Source organism: Paenibacillus sp. 2KB_22, from assembly GCF_052115745.1.
Classification (GTDB): Bacteria; Bacillota; Bacilli; order Paenibacillales; family Paenibacillaceae; genus Paenibacillus.
The window spans coordinates 15957-35823 of the sequence record NZ_JBFRHG010000012.1 but is presented as its reverse complement, the minus strand read 5'-3'; the positions used below and the strand labels follow the sequence as shown (position 1 = coordinate 35823).

The following is a 19867-nucleotide window of genomic DNA, read 5'->3' as shown; positions in this document are numbered from 1 at the left end:
CTCCGAAATGAATTCTTATGCACTTGCATCCAGTGTGAGAAAACTACTCGGTGCCTTTTGTTTTGGCAACGATTTCTTCAGCGATGCTCTTAGGAACTTCTTCATAGTGAGAGAGTTCCATGGAGAACACGCCGCGTCCTTGAGTACCGGAACGAAGAGTTGTAGAGTAACCAAACATTTCAGACAAAGGTACCTTAGCACGGATGATTTGAGCTCCACTACGGGAATCCATACCTTCGATGCGGCCACGACGGGAGTTCAACATACCCATTACGTCACCCATGTACTCTTCTGGAACTGTTACTTCTACTTTCATGATAGGCTCAAGCAGAACTGGTTTACACTTGTCTTTAGCCGCTTTAAGCGCCATAGATCCGGCAATTTTAAATGCCATCTCATTGGAATCGACATCATGGTAAGATCCGTCTACGATTGTAGCCTTAACGTCAACAAGCGGGAAGCCCGCGATAACGCCGTTTTTCATTTGCTCTTCAATCCCTGACAGTGCAGGTTGAATGTATTCTCTTGGAACGGAACCACCGACAACCTTACTTTCGAACTGGCTGCCTGTACCCGGCTCGAGAGGTTCGAATTCAACCCATACGTGACCGTATTGACCACGACCACCGGATTGACGTACGAATTTACCTTCAACGCGCGCTGGAGCACGGAATGTTTCACGGTAAGCCACTTGTGGTTTACCCACAGTAGTTTCAACCTTGAACTCACGACGCATACGGTCGATGATGATATCAAGGTGAAGCTCACCCATACCTGCCAAGATTGTTTGACCTGTTTCTTCGTCAGTATGAGCACGAAGAGTTGGATCCTCTTCAGTCAACTTACCGAGAGCAACACCCATTTTATCTTGGTCAGCTTTGGTTTTAGGTTCAACGGCGATTTCGATAACCGGATCAGGGAAGTTCATTGACTCCAGGATAACCGGATTTTTCTCATCACATAGTGTATCACCTGTGCCCGTATCTTTCAAACCTACGGCAGCTGCAATGTCACCGGAGTAAACTTCAGTGATTTCTTGACGGCTGTTCGCATGCATTTGAAGGATACGACCGATACGCTCACGTTTGTTTTTAGTGGCATTCAATACATACGAACCGGATTGAAGAACACCGGAGTATACGCGGAAGAATGTCAATTTACCTACGTAAGGGTCAGTCATGATTTTGAATGCCAATGCGGAGAAAGGCTCTTCATCAGAGGACTTACGAACTGCTTCAGTTCCATCTTCAAGATGACCCGTAATTGATGGTACATCTGTTGGAGCTGGCAAGTAGTCGATAACAGCATCCAACATCAGTTGAACACCTTTGTTACGATATGAGGATCCACAGATAACTGGGAAGATCTTAACATCTACAACACCTTTACGGAGAGCGCCTTTGATCTCTTCAATAGTGATCTCTTCGCCTTCCAGGTATTTCATTGTCAAATCTTCATCCAATTCAGCAACGCGCTCAATCAACTCGTTGCGAAGTTCTTCAACTTGATCTGCAAATTCTGCAGGAATGTCGGTTTCTTCGATATCTTGTCCAAGATCATCTTTGTACATATGAGCTCTTTGTGCAACGATATCGATGATACCTTTGAAATCATTTTCAGCGCCAATTGGAAGTTGAATCGCAACAGCGTTCGCTTGAAGGCGATCACGCATGTCGGATACAACGTTCAGGAAGTCAGCACCGATGATATCCATTTTGTTTACATATGCGATACGAGGTACGCCGTACTTGTCAGCCTGTCTCCATACAGTTTCAGACTGAGGCTCAACGCCTTCTTTCGCACTGAATACACCAACTGCTCCGTCCAATACACGAAGGGAACGTTCAACTTCAACAGTGAAGTCAACGTGTCCCGGGGTATCAATAATATTAACGCGGTGGCCTTTCCAAGCAGCGGTAGTCGCAGCGGAAGTAATCGTAATTCCGCGCTCCTGTTCCTGTTCCATCCAGTCCATTGTCGCAGCGCCTTCGTGTACTTCACCGATTTTGTGCGTACGTCCTGTGTAGAACAAGATCCGCTCAGTTGTCGTGGTTTTACCCGCATCAATATGAGCCATGATCCCGATATTACGTGTATTTTTTAAGGAGAACTCTCTAGCCATGAAATGGGTCTCCCTTCAAAATAGAAGTTTTTTATTGTGAACTGAATCCTACCAACGGTAGTGAGCAAACGCTTTGTTCGCTTCAGCCATTTTGTGCGTATCTTCACGTTTTTTAACGGAAGCGCCTGTGTTGTTGGAAGCGTCGATGATCTCAGCCGCCAAACGCTCTTCCATTGTTTTCTCACCGCGGTTGCGGGAGTAGTTCACGAGCCAACGTAGTCCCAGAGCAGTACGTCTCTCTGGTTTTACCTCGATTGGTACTTGGTAGTTGGCACCGCCGACACGGCGAGCTTTAACTTCCAGGACTGGCATGATATTCTTGATTGCTGCTTCAAATACTTCCATCGGGTCATTACCCGTACGTTCTTGAATCAACTTGAACGCATTATACAGAATGCTTTGAGCAACACCGCGTTTTCCGTCGAGCATGATGCGATTGATCAAACGAGTAACCAACTTGGAGTTGTATACCGGATCTGGCAACACGTCTCTTTTCGTAACTGGACCTTTGCGTGGCATGGATATCCCCCTTTCTTTCTTGTTCAGCAGACCCTGTACCTTCCAGACCTAAGCCAGAAGGCTTTCAGGTTCTCTGCTTATAATGGTTTAGGCTTTTTTAGCTTTTGGACGTTTTGCACCGTATTTCGAACGAGCTTGCATACGGTTGTTTACGCCTGCAGTATCGAGAGCTCCACGAACGATGTGATAACGAACCCCTGCAAGGTCTTTAACTTTACCTCCGCGGATCAATACCACACTGTGCTCTTGAAGGTTATGTCCGATTCCCGGGATATAAGCAGTAACCTCGAGACGGTTCGTCAAACGAACACGGGCATACTTACGAAGTGCAGAGTTTGGTTTACGTGGAGTCATTGTACCTACACGAGTGCAGACACCACGTTTTTGTGGGGCACTGATGTTAGTAGATTCACGTTTCAAAGCGTTGAATCCTTTTTGCAAAGCTGGAGATTTTGACTTCTCAACTTTAGCTTGACGTCCTTTACGAACCAGTTGATTGATAGTTGGCATTTGATTGCCACCCCCTTCCTCAAATATTCATGTTTCTTTATAAACCTCTTTACGCTAAGTCCACAGACCCAGGCGGTTCATAAAAAGACAAATGAAAAGTTTTTGCCTTGGAGAATCCCTAAAAGTTCTCGGACAAAAACGTTCCTTACACTATCATTTTACGACAGCAGCCATGGCTGCTCCCACTCCAATCCCGCAAGCTTTGCCGAGATTTTTCATTGTATCCACTTTCGTGCACTTCACATTGTGTTGTTCACACAAAGCAATGATTTTGGAAGTGAGCTGCGGATCACTATCTTCTGCGACATAGACTTCGGAAGCCATACCTGTCTGCACCATCCGCATGGTCTGTTTGGTACCTATTTTGACATGAGCATCTTGCAAGGCTTTTTCATTAGACATTGTGCATTCCTCCGAATAGAACCATGTACAATCAGCTGCTCACGCACCTTTGATATATTAGCATCTAGCGCAAGCATTGTCAATGCTAATCCTAAAAGATTTTATAAAAGTTTACGTACATCAGGATTCGTCCGCCTGCACTATACAAGCGTCCGCCTCCTGACGTACAAAAACTTTCATCCCCTCAAAATGAGAAGAAATCTATTTAATCAACTGAAACTGGCTCGAGTTCTTCTACTGAAGATTGGCCATCTTCTGGCTCAGCAAACTTGATGCTGCGGTAACGGTGCATACCTGTACCTGCAGGGATCAATTTACCGATGATTACATTTTCCTTCAGACCGAGCAACTGATCGACTTTACCTTTGATCGCTGCATCTGTCAGTACACGTGTAGTTTCTTGGAACGAAGCCGCTGAGAGGAACGAGTCTGTTTCCAGAGATGCTTTTGTAATACCGAGCAGGATTGGTTTAGCAACCGCTGGCTCTTTATCACTAAGAATCGCAATTTTGTTAGCTCTTTCGTACTCATGCGTATCAACGAACGATCCTGGCAACAGCGTTGTATCCCCTGCATCTACGATGCGGATTTTACGCAGCATTTGACGGATCATAACTTCAACGTGTTTGTCATTGATTTCTACGCCTTGGTTACGGTATACGCGCTGTACTTCCTGCAAAATGTAGTTTTGTACACCACGTACGCCTTTAATGCGCAGCATTTCTTTTGGATCGATGGAACCGTCTGTCAACTCGTCACCAGCTTCAATTTCCATGCCTTCGCTTACGCGCACACGGGAACCGTAGGTAACAGAGTACACTTTTGACTCCGCTTCACCTTGAATTTCGATTTCACGACGATCTTTCGCTTCGCGAATCTCTTTAACCACACCATCAATCTCACTGATTGTTGCTTGACCCTTAGGATTACGGGCTTCAAACAACTCTTGGATACGTGGCAAACCTTGCGTAATATCGTCTCCGGCTACACCGCCGGTATGGAACGTACGCATTGTAAGCTGTGTTCCTGGCTCACCAATGGATTGTGCTGCAATAATACCAACTGCTTCACCAATCTCCACGTGTTTACCTGTCGCAAGGTTACGACCGTAACACTTCTTGCAGACACCATGACTTGCACGGCAGCTGAGTACGGAGCGGATTTGCAATTTGGTGATTCCCGCTTTGATAATCGCTTCTGCTTTGTCGGAGTCAATCAATTCATTGCGACCTGCAATGATCTCTTTGGTTTCCGGATGACGAACTGTCTCGAAGCAGTATCTGCCTTCAATACGGTCGTAGAGATCTTCGATAACCTCTTTACCATCCTGGATACGACTTACCGTAAAGCCTTTATCTGTACCACAATCATCATCACGCACGATTACGTCTTGGGCTACGTCTACGAGACGACGAGTCAGGTAACCTGAATCGGCTGTACGTAGGGCTGTATCCGCCAAACCTTTACGCGCTCCGTGAGTGGAGATAAAGTACTCGAGTACTGTCAGACCTTCACGGAAGTTCGATTTGATTGGGAGTTCGATGATTCGACCAGACGGGTTGGCCATCAGACCACGCATACCGCCCAATTGGGTGATTTGCGATTTGTTACCCCGTGCTTTGGAGTCTACCATCATCATGATCGAGTTGTAACGATCCATGGACTTCATCAGAATCTCAGTGATGTCATCTTTGGATTTTGACCAGATATCAATGATACGGTCATAGCGCTCTTCATTCGTAATCAGACCACGACGGTACTGATTCGTAACGATTTGTGCTTTATCCTCAGACTGTCTAAGAATTTCAAATTTCTCAGGCGGAACGATAACATCAGATACCGCAACCGTGATACCGGCACGAGTAGAATATGTGAATCCAAGTTGTTTGATTTTATCCAGAATAACGGCTGTTTCCGTTGTGTGATAAATTTCGAAACAACGTGCGATGATGGAGCCGAGGTATTCTTTGCCGACACCACCAGCCAGAGGAGCATTCATGATAGCTTCTCTGAGATCAGCACCTTTTTCATATACAAATGAGTGATCTGCAGTACCTTGGTACAGGTTTGCACGAGTCGCGTCATTGATATACGGGAAGCTTGCTGGGAAAATTTCATTAAAGATAATTTTACCGATGGTTGTCAGCAACATTCCCTCTTGTTGCTCTTCCGTGAAGCTTGTTTTACCAAGCGCCTTAACCGGAATAGCTACACGAGCATGCAGACCAGCAGTACCACGTTGGTATGCCGATACAGCTTCGTTAACTGTACGCAGGATCATACCTGTGCCCTTTTCTTCCTTGTTGTCCATAGTGAGGTAATAAGAACCAAGCACCATATCCTGGGAAGGCGTAACAACCGGTTTACCGTCTTTCGGGTTCAAAATGTTACCTGATGCAAGCATCAGAATACGTGCTTCCGCTTGAGCTTCAGCGGACAACGGAACGTGCACGGCCATTTGGTCACCGTCAAAGTCGGCATTGTAGGCCGTACATACGAGTGGGTGAAGACGAATTGCTTTACCTTCAACGAGAATCGGTTCAAACGCTTGAATACCGAGTCTGTGAAGCGTAGGGGCACGGTTCAACAGAACCGGATGCTCCTTGATTACTTCTTCAAGAACATCCCATACTTCAGGACTTACACGCTCAACTTTACGTTTCGCGCTCTTGATGTTGTGGGCAAGCCCTTTATTTACAAGCTCTTTCATAACGAAAGGCTTGAACAATTCAAGTGCCATATCTTTTGGCAGACCACACTGATACATTTTCAGATAAGGTCCAACAACGATAACGGAACGACCAGAGTAGTCAACCCGTTTACCGAGCAAGTTCTGACGGAAACGTCCTTGTTTACCTTTCAGCATGTGGCTGAGGGATTTCAATGGACGGTTACCAGGACCCGTTACCGGGCGACCGCGACGACCATTATCGATCAATGCGTCAACAGCTTCCTGCAACATCCGTTTTTCATTTTGCACGATAATATCTGGCGCGCCCAGATCAAGCAGACGTTTCAGACGGTTATTCCGGTTGATTACACGGCGATACAAGTCATTCAGGTCAGACGTTGCAAAACGTCCACCGTCCAACTGTACCATTGGACGAAGTTCCGGTGGGATAACAGGAAGTACATCCATGATCATCCACTCTGGCTTGTTGCCAGAGTTACGGAATGCTTCGATAACTTCCAGACGTTTGATTGCACGATTACGACGTTGTCCTTGCGCAGTCCGGAGCTCTTCTTTCAGGAACTCGAGCTCTTTGTCTATGTCAAGATCTTGAAGCAGTTTTTTAACCGCTTCTGCGCCCATGCCAGCCTGGAAACCATAACCGTATTTTTCACGGTAGCTGCGGTATTCCTTCTCGGACAACAGCTGTTTTTTCTCCAGTGGAGTTTCTCCTGGATCCGTTACAACATATGATGCAAAATAAATAATCTCTTCAAGAGATCTTGGAGACATATCCAGAGCAAGACCCATACGGCTCGGAATACCTTTGAAGTACCAGATATGCGATACCGGAGCAGCGAGCTCAATATGGCCCATCCGTTCGCGACGTACTTTCGCACGTGTTACTTCAACGCCACAACGATCACAGACAACGCCTTTATAACGAACGCGTTTGTATTTACCGCAATGACATTCCCAGTCTTTTGTAGGGCCAAAAATCTTTTCGCAGAACAGCCCTTCTTTTTCCGGTTTCAACGTACGATAGTTGATCGTTTCCGGTTTTTTCACTTCTCCGCGGGACCAAGAACGAATTTTCTCTGGGGAAGCAAGCCCGATCTTCATGTATTCGAAATTGTTGACGTCCAACAAGGAGCAACCCTCCTTAACCAATTCCTGTAATCTAGGTTACGCCCTCTCCGGCCGAAGCCGGAGCAAGACGCGAGCCTGATGAAAAACGCCGGTCATCATGCGCTCGAAGCGGTTTATTCCGCTCCGACCTCTGTACCCTCAAGGTTGAGGCTGAGCTTATCGCTCGCAGCGTCATCTTCATCGTCCATTTCTCTCATTTCAATCTCTTGCTCATCTTCACTCAAAATCTTAACGTCCATACCCAAGCTTTGCAGCTCTTTGATCAATACTTTGAATGATTCAGGAACACCTGGTTCCGGAACATTCTCGCCTTTGACGATGGATTCATATGTTTTAACCCGACCAACAACATCATCGGATTTAACAGTCAAGATTTCTTGCAGCGTATAAGCAGCACCGTACGCCTCAAGCGCCCATACTTCCATCTCCCCGAAACGCTGTCCACCAAATTGGGCTTTACCACCCAATGGCTGTTGCGTAACAAGTGAGTAAGGACCCGTGGAACGGGCATGGATTTTATCATCAACCATGTGTGCCAATTTGATCATGTGCATGACACCAACGGTAACTTCACGTTCGAACTCTTCACCTGTACGACCATCATACAGAACAGTTTTACCATTACGTTGCATCCCTGCTTCTTCCATCGTATCGAAGACGTCATACTCCTTCGCTCCGTCGAATACAGGAGTTGCTACGTGAATACCCAGTTGCATCGCTGCCATACCCAAGTGAACCTCAAGTACTTGACCGATATTCATCCGGGAAGGTACGCCCAGTGGGTTAAGAACGATCTGAACCGGTGTACCGTCTGGCAGGAAAGGCATATCTTCTTCCGGCAAGATGCGGGCCACGACCCCTTTGTTACCGTGACGTCCGGCCATTTTATCACCCTCGGAAATTTTCCGTTTTTGAGCGATATATACACGAACGAGTTGGTTAACGCCTGGAGGCAGTTCATCACCGTTTTCACGGGTAAATACTTTCACGTCTACTACGATACCGTCAGTACCGTGTGGTACACGCAAGGAAGTATCACGTACTTCACGTGCTTTCTCACCAAAGATTGCATGCAAGAGACGTTCTTCTGCTGTCAGCTCTGTTACACCCTTAGGTGTTACTTTACCAACCAGAATGTCGCCAGCACTGATCTCAGCACCGATTCGGATAATACCGCGCTCATCCAAGTTACGCAACGCTTCTTCCCCAACGTTAGGGATATCACGTGTGATCTCTTCAGGTCCGAGCTTGGTATCACGTGCTTCTGACTCATACTCCTCGATATGGATGGATGTGTATACATCTTCCTTAACGAGTTTTTCACTCAGCAAGATCGCATCCTCGTAGTTGTAACCTTCCCAAGTCATGAAGGCAACAACGACGTTACGTCCCAGAGCCAATTCACCCATTTCCGTTGAAGGACCGTCAGCGAGGATATCGCCAGCTTTGACAGCAGCACCTCTTTTGACAATCGGACGCTGGTTAATGCATGTTCCTTGGTTCGAACGCATAAATTTGTGTAATTTATATTTAACGATATCGCCTTTGACTTCCTGACCATCCACTTCTTCAACACGACGGAGCCAAATCTCGTTCGCAGAAGAACGTTCAATAATTCCGTCATAATCGGAGACAATACATACACCAGAGTCTTTTGCAGCTTTGTGCTCCATACCTGTTCCTACAAGTGGTGCTTTAGGAATCAAGAGTGGAACCGCCTGCCGCTGCATGTTAGATCCCATGAGTGCACGGTTGGAGTCATCGTTCTCAAGGAACGGGATAAGCGCTGTAGCGACGGAGACAACCTGTTTAGGAGATACGTCCATGTAGTCAACTCGTTCACTCGGCATCGTAAGGATGTTATCCGACTGTTTGTTGTAACGTACAATGATCGCTTCTTCTTCAAATGTACCGTCTTCGTTCAACTTCGCATTCGCTTGCGCGATGACATAGTTGTCCTCTTCGTCCGCTGTCAGGTAATCAATTTGCTCGGTCACAATACCTGTCTTCGGATCAACCCAACGATATGGAGCTTCAATGAAGCCATATTCATTCACACGGGCGAACGTAGACAAGGAGTTGATCAAACCGATGTTTGGTCCCTCTGGAGTCTCGATTGGACACATACGACCATAGTGGGATGGATGGACGTCACGCACTTCCATACCTGCGCGCTCACGCGTCAAACCACCGGGTCCGAGTGCGGACAAACGACGTTTATGTGTCAACTCACCCAGTGGGTTCGTTTGATCCATAAACTGTGACAACTGAGAGCTACCAAAGAACTCTTTAATTGATGCAATAACAGGACGTATGTTGATCAATGCCTGTGGTGTAATGACGTTGGCATCCTGAATGGACATTCTCTCACGAACCACACGCTCCATACGGGACAATCCGATACGGAACTGGTTCTGCAGGAGTTCACCCACTGAACGCAAACGACGGTTACCCAGATGATCGATATCATCCGTGCTACCAATTCCCTGCAGAAGGTTAAGGAAGTAACTGATGGACGAAATGATATCCGCCGGTGTCACGTTTTTAACGGACTTGTCAATGTTTGCATTGGCAATCAGTTTGACCACTTTACCATCTTCAGTTGGTGAGAACACATCAATCGTTTGCATAGGGATATCATTGGCATCCAAAACGCCGTTACCCACGTGATAGGTGCGGAATCCAACGCTTTTCTCCAGATACGGCATGATTTCATCCAACAAACGACGATCAACCATTTGACCTGCTTCAGCAATGATTTCACCTGTTTCAGCGTCAACAAGTGACTCAGCCAAGCGCTGGTTAAACAAACGGTTTTTGATGTGAAGTTTTTTATTCATTTTGTAACGACCTACATTAGCCAGGTCATAACGTTTTGGATCAAAGAAACGTGCTACGAGCAAGCTTTTCGCATTATCCAACGTTGGTGGCTCGCCCGGACGAAGACGCTCATAGATCTCAATGAGTGCTTTCTCCGTGGAATCCGTGTTGTCTTTGTCCAGTGTATTGCGGATATATTCGTCATTACCGAGCAGATCCAGAATCTCAGCATCTGTGCCAAAACCAAGTGAACGCAGGAGAACCGTAACCGGTATTTTACGTGTACGGTCGATCCGGACGTAAACAACATCCTTCGCGTCCATCTCCAGTTCCAACCAAGCGCCGCGGTTAGGAATAACTGTAGCGGTATACGTTTTTTTGGCGTTTTTATCTACTTTGGTACTGAAGTAAACGCTAGGAGAGCGAACCAACTGGCTGACAATAACCCGTTCCGCACCATTAATAATAAATGTGCCCGTGTTGGTCATCAGCGGGAAATCTCCCATGAATACTTCCTGCTCTTTGACTTCGCCGGTTTCCTTATTAATGAGCCGGACTTTGACCCGAAGCGGTGCTGCATAAGTAACGTCACGCTCTTTCGCGTCGTCTACTGTATACTTCGGTTCACCGAGACTGTAATCGATAAATTCCAAAATCAAGTTACCTGTAAAATCCTGGATCGGCGAGATATCCTGGAACATTTCGCGCAACCCTTCCTCCAAAAACCAATCATAAGATTTTTGTTGGATTTCAATCAGGTTAGGAACTTCGAGTATCTCGTTAATTCGTGCATAACTGCGCCGAGTGCGTCGACCATATTGAACAAGATGTCCTGCCAACTTAAACTCACCCCTCAATGTCTACTCACTTTAAAAATTTCGTTGCGAACCTCTGTTTGTAACCTTATAATGGTACACATACAGAGCAAAGCAATGCATCCACAAATAAAGAAAAGCCCTTACTCGAAATGTCGTTCGAAAAAAGAGCAACTTTGATCGGCGGATGTCTTTCCAAAACATTCTTATCCCCAGTTTGCCCAAAATGTACATATTATACGCCAAACGTAGGCATAATAAGCCCGTTCGGCGTAAAAAAAGGTTGACATTTTTAGTTAGCTAAAGCCAAGTAGGGCATCTTAATACTGACATTTTACAATAATACCACGGCCTGAATTTCAAGTCAATAGTCCTATTGCAAAAAAAATGATCCCCTGCTTACTTTACAAACTCGGATTCAGCTTTTAGTAGAACCCTCTTCCGATTTCATCGCTTTGAAAATCCGGTAGCCTTTATCCTTCGTCACTTCTTCCACTCTTCCAAACAAAGATTCCAATTTCGCTTTTGCTGATGGGGCCCCTTGTTTTTTCTGAATGACAATCCACAACGAACCGCCTACTTTCAGATGGCGATGTGCCTGTTCGAAAATAGTATGAACTGTCTCTTTCCCAGCCCGTATAGGCGGATTGGTTAAGATAACGTCAAAATCTTGCTTTTTTACTTCAGCCAGTAGATTACTTTGCAGTACGGTAACATTGTTAATTCCGTTCGCTTTTGCATTTTCCCTGGAAAGTTCAACGGCTCTCTCGTTGATATCGATCATGGTGACATGCCCATCCGGTACAAGTTTGGCTGCTGTAAGACCCATCGGTCCGTATCCACAACCCACATCGAGAACATGAGCCCCTGATGGCAACTCTATCGCATCAATCAATACTCTGCTGCCATAATCGATTCCGTTTTTGGAAAACACACCGGCGTCCGTCACGAATCGCAGACTGAAACCGCGAAGAACCGCTTCAGTTGCTCTACGATCATGTGCTACTTGCGGTTTGTCCGAATAATAATGATTGGACATGCCCTCACTCACTTTCCATTTACAATTACAGCAACAAACCCCTTGATATAAGTCAAGGGGTTTGTTGTTTTGTTCATCTAGCTTATAAAAGCTAAATTATTTAACTTCGATTGTAGCGCCTGCTTCTTCAAGCTTAGCTTTAACCGCTTCTGCTTCTTCTTTAGCAACTTTTTCTTTCAATGCTTTTGGAGCGTTGTCAACCAGTTCTTTTGCTTCTTTCAGGCCAAGACCTGTGATTTCGCGAACTGCTTTGATAACGTTGATTTTGGAAGCACCAGCGTTAGTCAAGATTACGTCGAACTCGGATTGCTCAGCTTCAGCAGAAGCTACTGCACCTGCAGCAGCTACTGGAGCTGCAGCAGTTACGCCGAATTCTTCTTCGATTGCTTTAACAAGATCGTTCAATTCCAGTACAGTCATGCCTTTGATTGCTTCCAAGATTTGCTCTTTACTCATGAGTGAACCTCCATATATAATATTATTTTTTTTAATTCAATTGCCGCCTAAGCAGCGTTCAGATCAAGTTGCTTACGCGCCTTGTTCTTCTTTTTCTGCAACTGCTTTAACCGCAAGCGCGAAGTTGCGCACTGGCGCTTGAAGCACGCTGAGGAGCATGGAGAGGAGTCCATCGCGGGATGGCAGTTCTGCCAATGCCTTAACTTCTTCTACTCCGATTACGCGACCTTCTACGACTGCACCTTTCAATTCCAGAGCATCGTTCTTTTTCGCGAAGTCGTTCAGAATTTTAGCTGGAGCCACAACGTCATCTACGCTGAATGCAATTGCAGTAGGACCTGTAAGAACACTATCGAGTTCTGTCAGTTCTGCTGCTGCAGCTGCACGGCGAAGCAACGAGTTTTTCAGCACTTGGAATTCGATCCCTGCTTCACGAAGTTGCTTACGCAACTCAGTTACTTGGGCAACGTTCAATCCGCGATAGTCAACAACAACAGTTGTAACGCTCTCGCGCAATTTTGCTGTTACTGCATCAACGGACTCTTGTTTTGCTTGAATCACTTTTGCGTTTGCCAATCTGTACACCTCCTGATCAAATTTATCCCATTAAGAAAAGCCTCCGTAGAATCACGAAGGCTTGATATATACTCACAACCGATTTGCATCGTTCTAAGTTCTATAATCACACCTCGGCAGGAAATTAAGCCAAATGGCACCTACTGTCTACGGCAAGCATATTCAAATGTCAACGGTCAGTCACTCGGACTCACAACTTTTATATCTTATCAAAACAGGACAAGCCTGTCAATAGATATTATCTAAAAGCTGCTGCGTTCACGCGTGCGCCAGGGCCCATCGTGGAAGAAAGACTAACATTCTTCAGATAAACACCTTTTGCTGCCGCTGGTTTAGCACGATTCAGAGCTTCCATGAGAGCTTTGAAGTTCTCATTAAGTTGCTCAGAAGAGAAAGAAGCTTTACCAATCGGTGCATGAATTTGACCTGCACGATCCAGACGATATTCGATTTTACCGGCTTTAATTTCTTGAACAGCCTTAGTTACATCGAAAGTTACCGTTCCGGCTTTAGGGTTAGGCATCAGACCTTTACCGCCGAGCAGTCGGCCCAATTTACCTACTTCACTCATCATATCTGGTGTCGCTACGCAGACGTCGAATTCGAACCAGCCTTGTTGGATTTTGTTGATCATGTCTGCATCACCAACATAGTCCGCGCCAGCCGCTTCCGCTTCTTTCGCTTTGTCACCTTTTGCAAATACCAATACGCGTTGTGTTTTACCTGTGCCGTGTGGCAAGACAACAACACCACGTACAGCCTGGTCTTGCTTACGAGGGTCTACACCCAAACGAACTGCTGCTTCGATTGTTTCATCGAATTTTGCAGTAGCTGCCTTTTTCACAAGCTCTACAGCTTCTGAAGGCTCGTAAGTTGCTTCGCTGTCAATCAGCTTAGCAGCTTCCAGGTATTTTTTACCGTGTTTAGCCATGTTTTATTCCTCCTTTGTGGTGTTAGCGGATATACCTCCCACATCAACCGGTCGCGAATCGACCGGTTTTACGAAGCCATGTTTCTTATGAAAATTAGTCTTCGATGGTGATACCCATGCTGCGGGCAGTACCTTCGACCATACGCATAGCGGACTCAACGTCTGCTGCATTCAGGTCAGGCATTTTTGTTTCTGCGATTTGACGAACCGCATCACGTTTAACAGTAGCAACTTTTTTCTTGTTCGGTTCGCCGGATCCTTTTTCAACTTTAGCTGCCACTTTCAACAGAACTGCTGCTGGTGGAGTTTTAGTGATGAAAGTAAAGGAACGGTCCTCGAATACAGAAATTTCAACTGGAATAATCAATCCTGCTTGATCAGCTGTACGAGCGTTGAATTCTTTACAGAATGCCATGATGTTGACACCTGCTTGACCCAAAGCTGGACCTACTGGTGGCGCTGGATTTGCTTTACCTGCTGGAATCTGCAGTTTTACCATTTTAATTACCTTTTTTGCCATGATTGACACCTCCTTGCAAAATAGTGGTTAACGGGCCTTGCAGCCCTCCCACAAGAAACTTGAAGAAACTATATCTTCTCCACTTGCGTATATTCCAACTCAAGCGGTGTTTCCCGTCCAAACATGTTCACGTGCACTTTCAACTTGCTTTTGTCTACCAAAATTTCTTCCACGGAGCCTACGAAATTCGCAAAAGGACCGACTTTAATACGTACGGATTCCTTAATATCGAACTCAATTTTCGGCTTAGGTTCAACCATACCCATGTGCTTCAGAATTTGTTCCACTTCTTCAGGCAACAAAGCAGTTGGTTTGGACCCAGAACCTGTCGAACCGACAAATCCTGTAACACCTGGTGTGTTGCGAACAACATACCAAGAGTCATCCGTCTGTACCATTTCCACCAAGACATAACCAGGGTAAACTTTACGCATAACGGTTTTTTTCTTACCGTCCTTGTTTACCACTTCTTCTTCCATAGGAACAAGAACGCGGAATATCTTGTCTTCCATGCCCATAGACTCGACGCGTTTTTCCAAATTGGCCTTGACCTTGTTCTCATACCCTGAATAGGTATGAACGACGTACCATCTTTTTTCCATATCAAGCCACCGGAACCCTTCTTAAATAATCGCTTCGATCACAAAGGAGATGCCAATGTCAATGACCCAAAAAAACAGCGTCATAACCACAACAGTACCAAGTACGATCAATGTGTAGTTGGTCAGCTCTTTACGATTAGGCCAGCGAACTTTTTTAAGTTCAGCCCAGCTTTCTGAGAAAAAGGAAATCAGAGATTTGAAACTTCGTTTCACGCCGACACCTCCAAAAACTATCTGGTTTCGCGATGAGAAGTCTGCTCGTTACAAAACTTGCAAAATTTCTTCATCTCCATGCGGTCGGGGTGATTACGCTTGTTTTTTGTCGTAGTGTAATTTCTTTGTTTGCAGTTAGTACAAGCCAAAGTAATAATTACCCGCATGATGTACACCTCCCGAAGACTTCCACATTCAAGCAGAGTCTCTAAATTGATCCTGAAAAAAAGCCATAAATTTAGGCCTACCTAAAACACTTTATCACAAGGGTATAACCATGTCAATGAAAGAATAGCCTTTCATTCATTGGGTATTACTTCCGTACCACGTACATTCGTTTCGCATCTCTGTTTTTCTCTTCTCCTACATGGACCGAGCGATTACTAGTATAAACATTCTTTGATTTTATAAACTTGAGACAGTAAAAAAAGACTCAAACACCGAGCCTTTTCCTTCAACGACAACATGTGTTTAATTATCTCGAACTTCCAGGTACTTTTCAAGTTTGCGCTTAACGCGCTGAAGTGCATTATCAATGGACTTCACATGTCTGTCCAAATCAACTGCAATCTCTTGATAAGATCTCCCGTCCAGATACAACATCAATACTTTACGCTCCAGATCACTCAGAATCTCGGACATTTTATCTTCCAGGCCCACAAACTCTTCCTGATTGATGATCAATTCTTCCGGATCACTGACCTGGGTTCCACAAATCACATCGAGTAACGTACGATCAGACTCTTCGTCATAAATAGGCTTGTCCAGGGATACATAAGAATTAAGCGGAATATGCTTCTGACGTGTTGCTGTCTTAATCGCCGTGATAATCTGTCTTGTAATACAGAGTTCAGCAAAAGCCTTAAACGAAGCCAGCTTGTCCCCTTTGAAATCTCGAATGGATTTATAGAGGCCAATCATTCCTTCTTGAATAATATCTTCCCGGTCTGCCCCAATCAGAAAATAAGATCTAGCCTTGGCGCGTACAAAGTTACGATATTTGTTAATCAAAAACTCTAACGCTTCGCTTTCGCCTTCACGGAAAGCTTCGACAATGTCTTCGTCACTTTGGTAATCATACTTAGATAACATGATATCTTTGAGGTCGACACTCACAGACAATCCCTCCGGCTGCAACGCAAGGTACCCCGTTACTCTACTCTATGAAATATAGGATCAGTATATATGATGGTACCTCACACCGTCAACCACGCTCTGCCTAAAAAAGAACATCAATAACATAAATGTCAAGAGTTTCAATATTCTAATTTTTGTAAAACCGAGCTGTTATTCCCGGCGCCACCGCTCAAACTCTTTCAATACATCTGGACTCAACTTGCCCCCGAGTGTGTTACGCGTGGTCTTTGCCTGATCTTCTTCCAGTCGTTTTTTTAATTCTTTTTCGTTCTGTTCAACTTCAATTAGCAATTCCCTTGCAGATACGCGTAGCGCTCCCTGTCCGAAAATGACATGTTGCTCTACCATATCGCTCGTAGCCACATAGATTTGGCGTCTTCGCATGCTTAGTTCCCGAACGAGTCTCTCAATGCATTCGTCTGCCGTCTCTTTTTCCTTTGTAAAATAAATCTGCACTTTGCTCTGAGTAAAGGATTTACCGAGTCCAGGCACGAGGTAGGCGTCAAACACAACAATGACTCTCCGGCCGGAGAATGCCTGGTAGTCCGCAAGACGAAAGAGGAGCCTGTTACGCGCCTCTTCGAGCCCACTTTCCGCCAGTCTGGTTAATTCCGGCCAGTCGCCAATCATGTTGTACCCGTCTACAAGAAGCACATCACGGGAATCAGCCATACCTTCTATTCCTGCGCTTGACGCGAGCGGAGCACTTCATACATGACAACACCCGCTGCCACGGAAGCATTCAGGGAATTAATCTGACCTTGCATCGGTAATTTGATCAGTACGTCGCATTTCTCACGAATAAGTCGTCCCATTCCCTTGTTCTCATTTCCGATTACCAATGCCACAGGGCCAGTGAAGACTCCATTACCAAAGACACCTTCATGAGCCGTGACATCTGTCCCTACAACCCATACACCTTCCTCTTTGAGGCGATCGATGGTCTGACCAAGATTACTTACACGAGCCACTGGCACATACTCCACGGCGCCTGCTGACGTTTTGGATACCGTTACAGTTACCGCTGCCGAACGACGTTTGGGTACAATGACGCCATGCGCCCCCGTGCAGTCGGCTGTCCGCAAAATTGAGCCTAGGTTATGAGGATCTTCGATCTCATCCAGCAGAATCAGGAAAGGATGCTCATTCCTCGCTTTCGCTGCGGCAAGAATGTCTTCTACCTCCACATAAGCGTAAGGTGCAGCTTGTGCAACTACCCCCTGATGCTGAATGCCTGGTACCGTTTGATCCAGCTTACGCTTGTCCACGTGTTGAATGACAATACCTAGTTTTTTAGCTTCCGAGATAATAGGTTGAGTCAGATGTTTCTGTGCTGTATCGGCAATCCATATTTTATTAATGGTTCGGCCTGAACGCAGCGCCTCCGTCACGGAGTGTTTACCGGCGATCCATTCTTCTTCCATCGTTGTTCGATCCTCTCTGTAATGCGTTGTTTTGTTGAAATTTCTATTTTTTTGTCGGCGATGGCGATTGTTGTTCCGCATGCTCAATGCCAAGCCCGATCAGTTCAATCATGCGATCATGATGACCACTGCTGTAGAGATAACCAATGAGACATTCAAAAGCCGTGGCATGTCTGTACTCCAACACATCTGCATTTTTGGGTACACTACCCGACTTGGCATTCCGCCCTTGCCGGACGATATCACGTTCTTCCTCTGTCAGTTCAGCCTCAATCGTTGTAAGTATGCGGCTCTGCGCCTTCGCTGATACCAACCCGGTTGCACTACGGTGCAGATGATTGGGACGCATGTTGGCTTTCGACAATAGATATTGACGAACAGCTACCTCATATACCGCATCACCAATATAGGCCAGTGCAATAGGTGGAATCAACCTCGCAGGTCTGGATGGAGGATACGGAAACCACCCTCCCTCCGTGACCTGATCCTGTTGTTTTGGTGTATTTGGATGTCCTTCGCTCATTTGCGCCGCCATCTCATGCCCTGCGCCGTATCTTCAAGCAGAATGCCACGTGCAGACAACTCATCGCGAATTTCATCCGCTCTTGCCCAGTTTTTGGACTTGCGCGCTTCTACACGCTCTTCAATCAGATGTTCTACTTCCTCATCCAGAAGTTCTGGCTCTGCATCCGTGTAGATGCGCAGCACAGCATTCAATTCACTGAACAATTCGAGGAGCGCACGAATGTCTGCCGCATTGACAACTTCTTGCTGCAACAGTTGGTTGGCTTCCCCTGCCCACTCAAACATAGCAGTAATCGCATCAGGAGTATTGAAATCATCCTGCATCTTCTCGTGATACTGCTGACGAATTTGGTCGAGTCTTGCCGCAAACTCTGCTGTGATATCCTGATCTACGGTTACTGCGTTCAGACGATGGTTCAGGTTACCTACAGCATTCGCAATCCGGTCCACACTGTTCTGTGCCTGCTCCATCGTATCATCCGTGAAGTTCAACGGGTTACGATAGTGGGTAGATAACATAAAATAACGAATCGCTTCGCGTTTATATTGATTCCGCAAATCTTTAACAAGAACACCATTACCGAGGGATTTCGACATCTTCTCGTTATCAATCCGGATGAATCCGTTATGCATCCAGTAGTTCGCAAGTGGTTTACCTGTTAATACCTCGGATTGGGCGCATTCGCACTCATGGTGCGGGAACTGCAGATCCTGTCCACCCCCGTGAATGTCCAGTGTATCCCCAAGGTACTCCCTAGCCATGGCAGAGCACTCAATATGCCAGCCTGGTCGACCATCGCCCCAAGGACTGGACCAATAGATCTCACCAGGTTTTGCAGCCTTCCACAGCACGAAATCTTCGGGATGCTCTTTGCGCTCGTCCACACCTACACGGATTCCGAATTGCAGCTCCTGTAAATTTTGTTTCGAGAGCTTGCCATACTCGCTGAATTTGCCTGTACGGTAATAGACATCACCGCCATTTTCGTATGCGAAACCTTTTTCAACCAACTCACGGATAAAATCAATAATGAGCGGCATGTTTTCCGTTACTCTCGGGTTGCTGCTTGCCTTAGGAATACCCAATCCCTCAAGGTCTTCATAATAGGCTGCAATAAACTTCTCCGCGACATGAGGAACGTCCGTTCCAAGTTGTTCTGCTTTGCGAATCAGCTTATCGTCCACATCCGTGAAGTTCACCACATAGTTTACATCATGTCCTGTCTGTTCCAGGTATCCACGTACCGTGTCGAAAAAGATAACCGGGCGTGCATTCCCAATATGAATATAGTCATATACCGTTGGTCCGCAGACATACATTTTTACTTTCCCTGGCTCTTGGGGAACAAATTCTTCTTTTGTACGACTCATCGTATTATAAATCTGAAGCGTCATGGTCACTTATCCTTTCATCCTATACTGCCTGCCTTTATTTA

The 19867-nt window shown here is 45.8% G+C and carries 19 protein-coding genes and 1 other annotated feature; all 19 genes read right to left on the bottom strand.

All coding sequences use genetic code 11. The features are described 5' to 3' along the window. Positions 1-43 precede the first annotated feature (43 nt). Positions 44-2122, bottom strand: coding sequence for an elongation factor G (gene fusA, locus AB4111_RS30105; protein ID WP_442034955.1), 2079 nt, complete (start codon positions 2120-2122; stop codon positions 44-46). A 48-nt stretch (positions 2123-2170) separates the two neighbouring features. Next, positions 2171-2641: a 30S ribosomal protein S7 gene (gene rpsG, locus AB4111_RS30100; protein WP_018753997.1), complete on the bottom strand. Its 471-nt coding sequence runs from the start codon at positions 2639-2641 to the stop codon at positions 2171-2173. Positions 2642-2728: 87 nt separating this feature from the next. Then, positions 2729-3151, bottom strand: a complete 423-nt coding sequence (gene rpsL / locus AB4111_RS30095) for a 30S ribosomal protein S12 (protein ID WP_017692070.1) — start codon at positions 3149-3151, stop codon at positions 2729-2731. Positions 3152-3304: 153 nt separating this feature from the next. Next, positions 3305-3553, bottom strand: a complete 249-nt coding sequence (locus tag AB4111_RS30090) for a ribosomal L7Ae/L30e/S12e/Gadd45 family protein (RefSeq protein WP_017692069.1) — start codon at positions 3551-3553, stop codon at positions 3305-3307. A gap of 205 nt (positions 3554-3758) precedes the next feature. Next, the gene (gene rpoC, locus AB4111_RS30085) at positions 3759-7373 is read right to left on the bottom strand and encodes a DNA-directed RNA polymerase subunit beta' (protein WP_442034952.1); all 3615 of its coding nucleotides are present in this window, start codon (positions 7371-7373) and stop codon (positions 3759-3761) included. 113 nt (positions 7374-7486) lie between these two features. Next, on the bottom strand, positions 7487-11032 hold the full coding sequence (gene rpoB / locus AB4111_RS30080; protein ID WP_091039164.1) for a DNA-directed RNA polymerase subunit beta: 3546 nt from the start codon (positions 11030-11032) through the stop codon (positions 7487-7489). Between the two features lie 394 nt (positions 11033-11426). After that, positions 11427-12047: a class I SAM-dependent methyltransferase gene (locus tag AB4111_RS30075; protein ID WP_124118844.1), complete on the bottom strand. Its 621-nt coding sequence runs from the start codon at positions 12045-12047 to the stop codon at positions 11427-11429. 96 nt (positions 12048-12143) lie between these two features. Then, the gene (gene rplL, locus AB4111_RS30070; RefSeq protein ID WP_062836176.1) at positions 12144-12503 is read right to left on the bottom strand and encodes a 50S ribosomal protein L7/L12; all 360 of its coding nucleotides are present in this window, start codon (positions 12501-12503) and stop codon (positions 12144-12146) included. Positions 12504-12575: 72 nt separating this feature from the next. Then, complete coding sequence (gene rplJ, locus AB4111_RS30065) at positions 12576-13079, bottom strand: 50S ribosomal protein L10 (RefSeq protein ID WP_017692064.1); 504 nt, start codon at positions 13077-13079, stop codon at positions 12576-12578. Positions 13080-13102: 23 nt separating this feature from the next. Then, positions 13103-13250: a sequence feature (ribosomal protein L10 leader region), on the bottom strand. A 67-nt stretch (positions 13251-13317) separates the two neighbouring features. Then, complete coding sequence (gene rplA, locus AB4111_RS30060) at positions 13318-14010, bottom strand: 50S ribosomal protein L1 (protein ID WP_017692063.1); 693 nt, start codon at positions 14008-14010, stop codon at positions 13318-13320. A 94-nt stretch (positions 14011-14104) separates the two neighbouring features. Next, positions 14105-14530: a 50S ribosomal protein L11 gene (gene rplK / locus AB4111_RS30055; protein ID WP_017692062.1), complete on the bottom strand. Its 426-nt coding sequence runs from the start codon at positions 14528-14530 to the stop codon at positions 14105-14107. Between the two features lie 68 nt (positions 14531-14598). Next, positions 14599-15132, bottom strand: a complete 534-nt coding sequence (gene nusG / locus AB4111_RS30050) for a transcription termination/antitermination protein NusG (RefSeq protein ID WP_024633599.1) — start codon at positions 15130-15132, stop codon at positions 14599-14601. Between the two features lie 21 nt (positions 15133-15153). Next, complete coding sequence (gene secE, locus AB4111_RS30045) at positions 15154-15345, bottom strand: preprotein translocase subunit SecE (RefSeq protein ID WP_017692060.1); 192 nt, start codon at positions 15343-15345, stop codon at positions 15154-15156. 17 nt (positions 15346-15362) lie between these two features. Continuing rightward, on the bottom strand, positions 15363-15512 hold the full coding sequence (rpmG, locus tag AB4111_RS30040; RefSeq protein WP_072735843.1) for a 50S ribosomal protein L33: 150 nt from the start codon (positions 15510-15512) through the stop codon (positions 15363-15365). 304 nt (positions 15513-15816) lie between these two features. Then, positions 15817-16461, bottom strand: a complete 645-nt coding sequence (gene sigH / locus AB4111_RS30035) for an RNA polymerase sporulation sigma factor SigH (RefSeq protein WP_017692059.1) — start codon at positions 16459-16461, stop codon at positions 15817-15819. A 171-nt stretch (positions 16462-16632) separates the two neighbouring features. Continuing rightward, positions 16633-17154: an NYN domain-containing protein gene (locus AB4111_RS30030; RefSeq protein WP_062836174.1), complete on the bottom strand. Its 522-nt coding sequence runs from the start codon at positions 17152-17154 to the stop codon at positions 16633-16635. 5 nt (positions 17155-17159) lie between these two features. After that, positions 17160-17906 (bottom strand): 23S rRNA (guanosine(2251)-2'-O)-methyltransferase RlmB, encoded by a 747-nt coding sequence (gene rlmB / locus AB4111_RS30025; RefSeq protein ID WP_442034946.1) that lies wholly within the window; start codon positions 17904-17906, stop codon positions 17160-17162. A 43-nt stretch (positions 17907-17949) separates the two neighbouring features. Further along, complete coding sequence (locus AB4111_RS30020) at positions 17950-18429, bottom strand: Mini-ribonuclease 3 (protein WP_442034944.1); 480 nt, start codon at positions 18427-18429, stop codon at positions 17950-17952. After that, entirely contained in the window at positions 18426-19826 is a 1401-nt protein-coding gene (gene cysS / locus AB4111_RS30015) for a cysteine--tRNA ligase (protein WP_442034942.1), read from the bottom strand. The genes AB4111_RS30020 and cysS overlap by 4 nt, the downstream gene beginning before the upstream one ends. Positions 19827-19867: the final 41 nt, after the last annotated feature.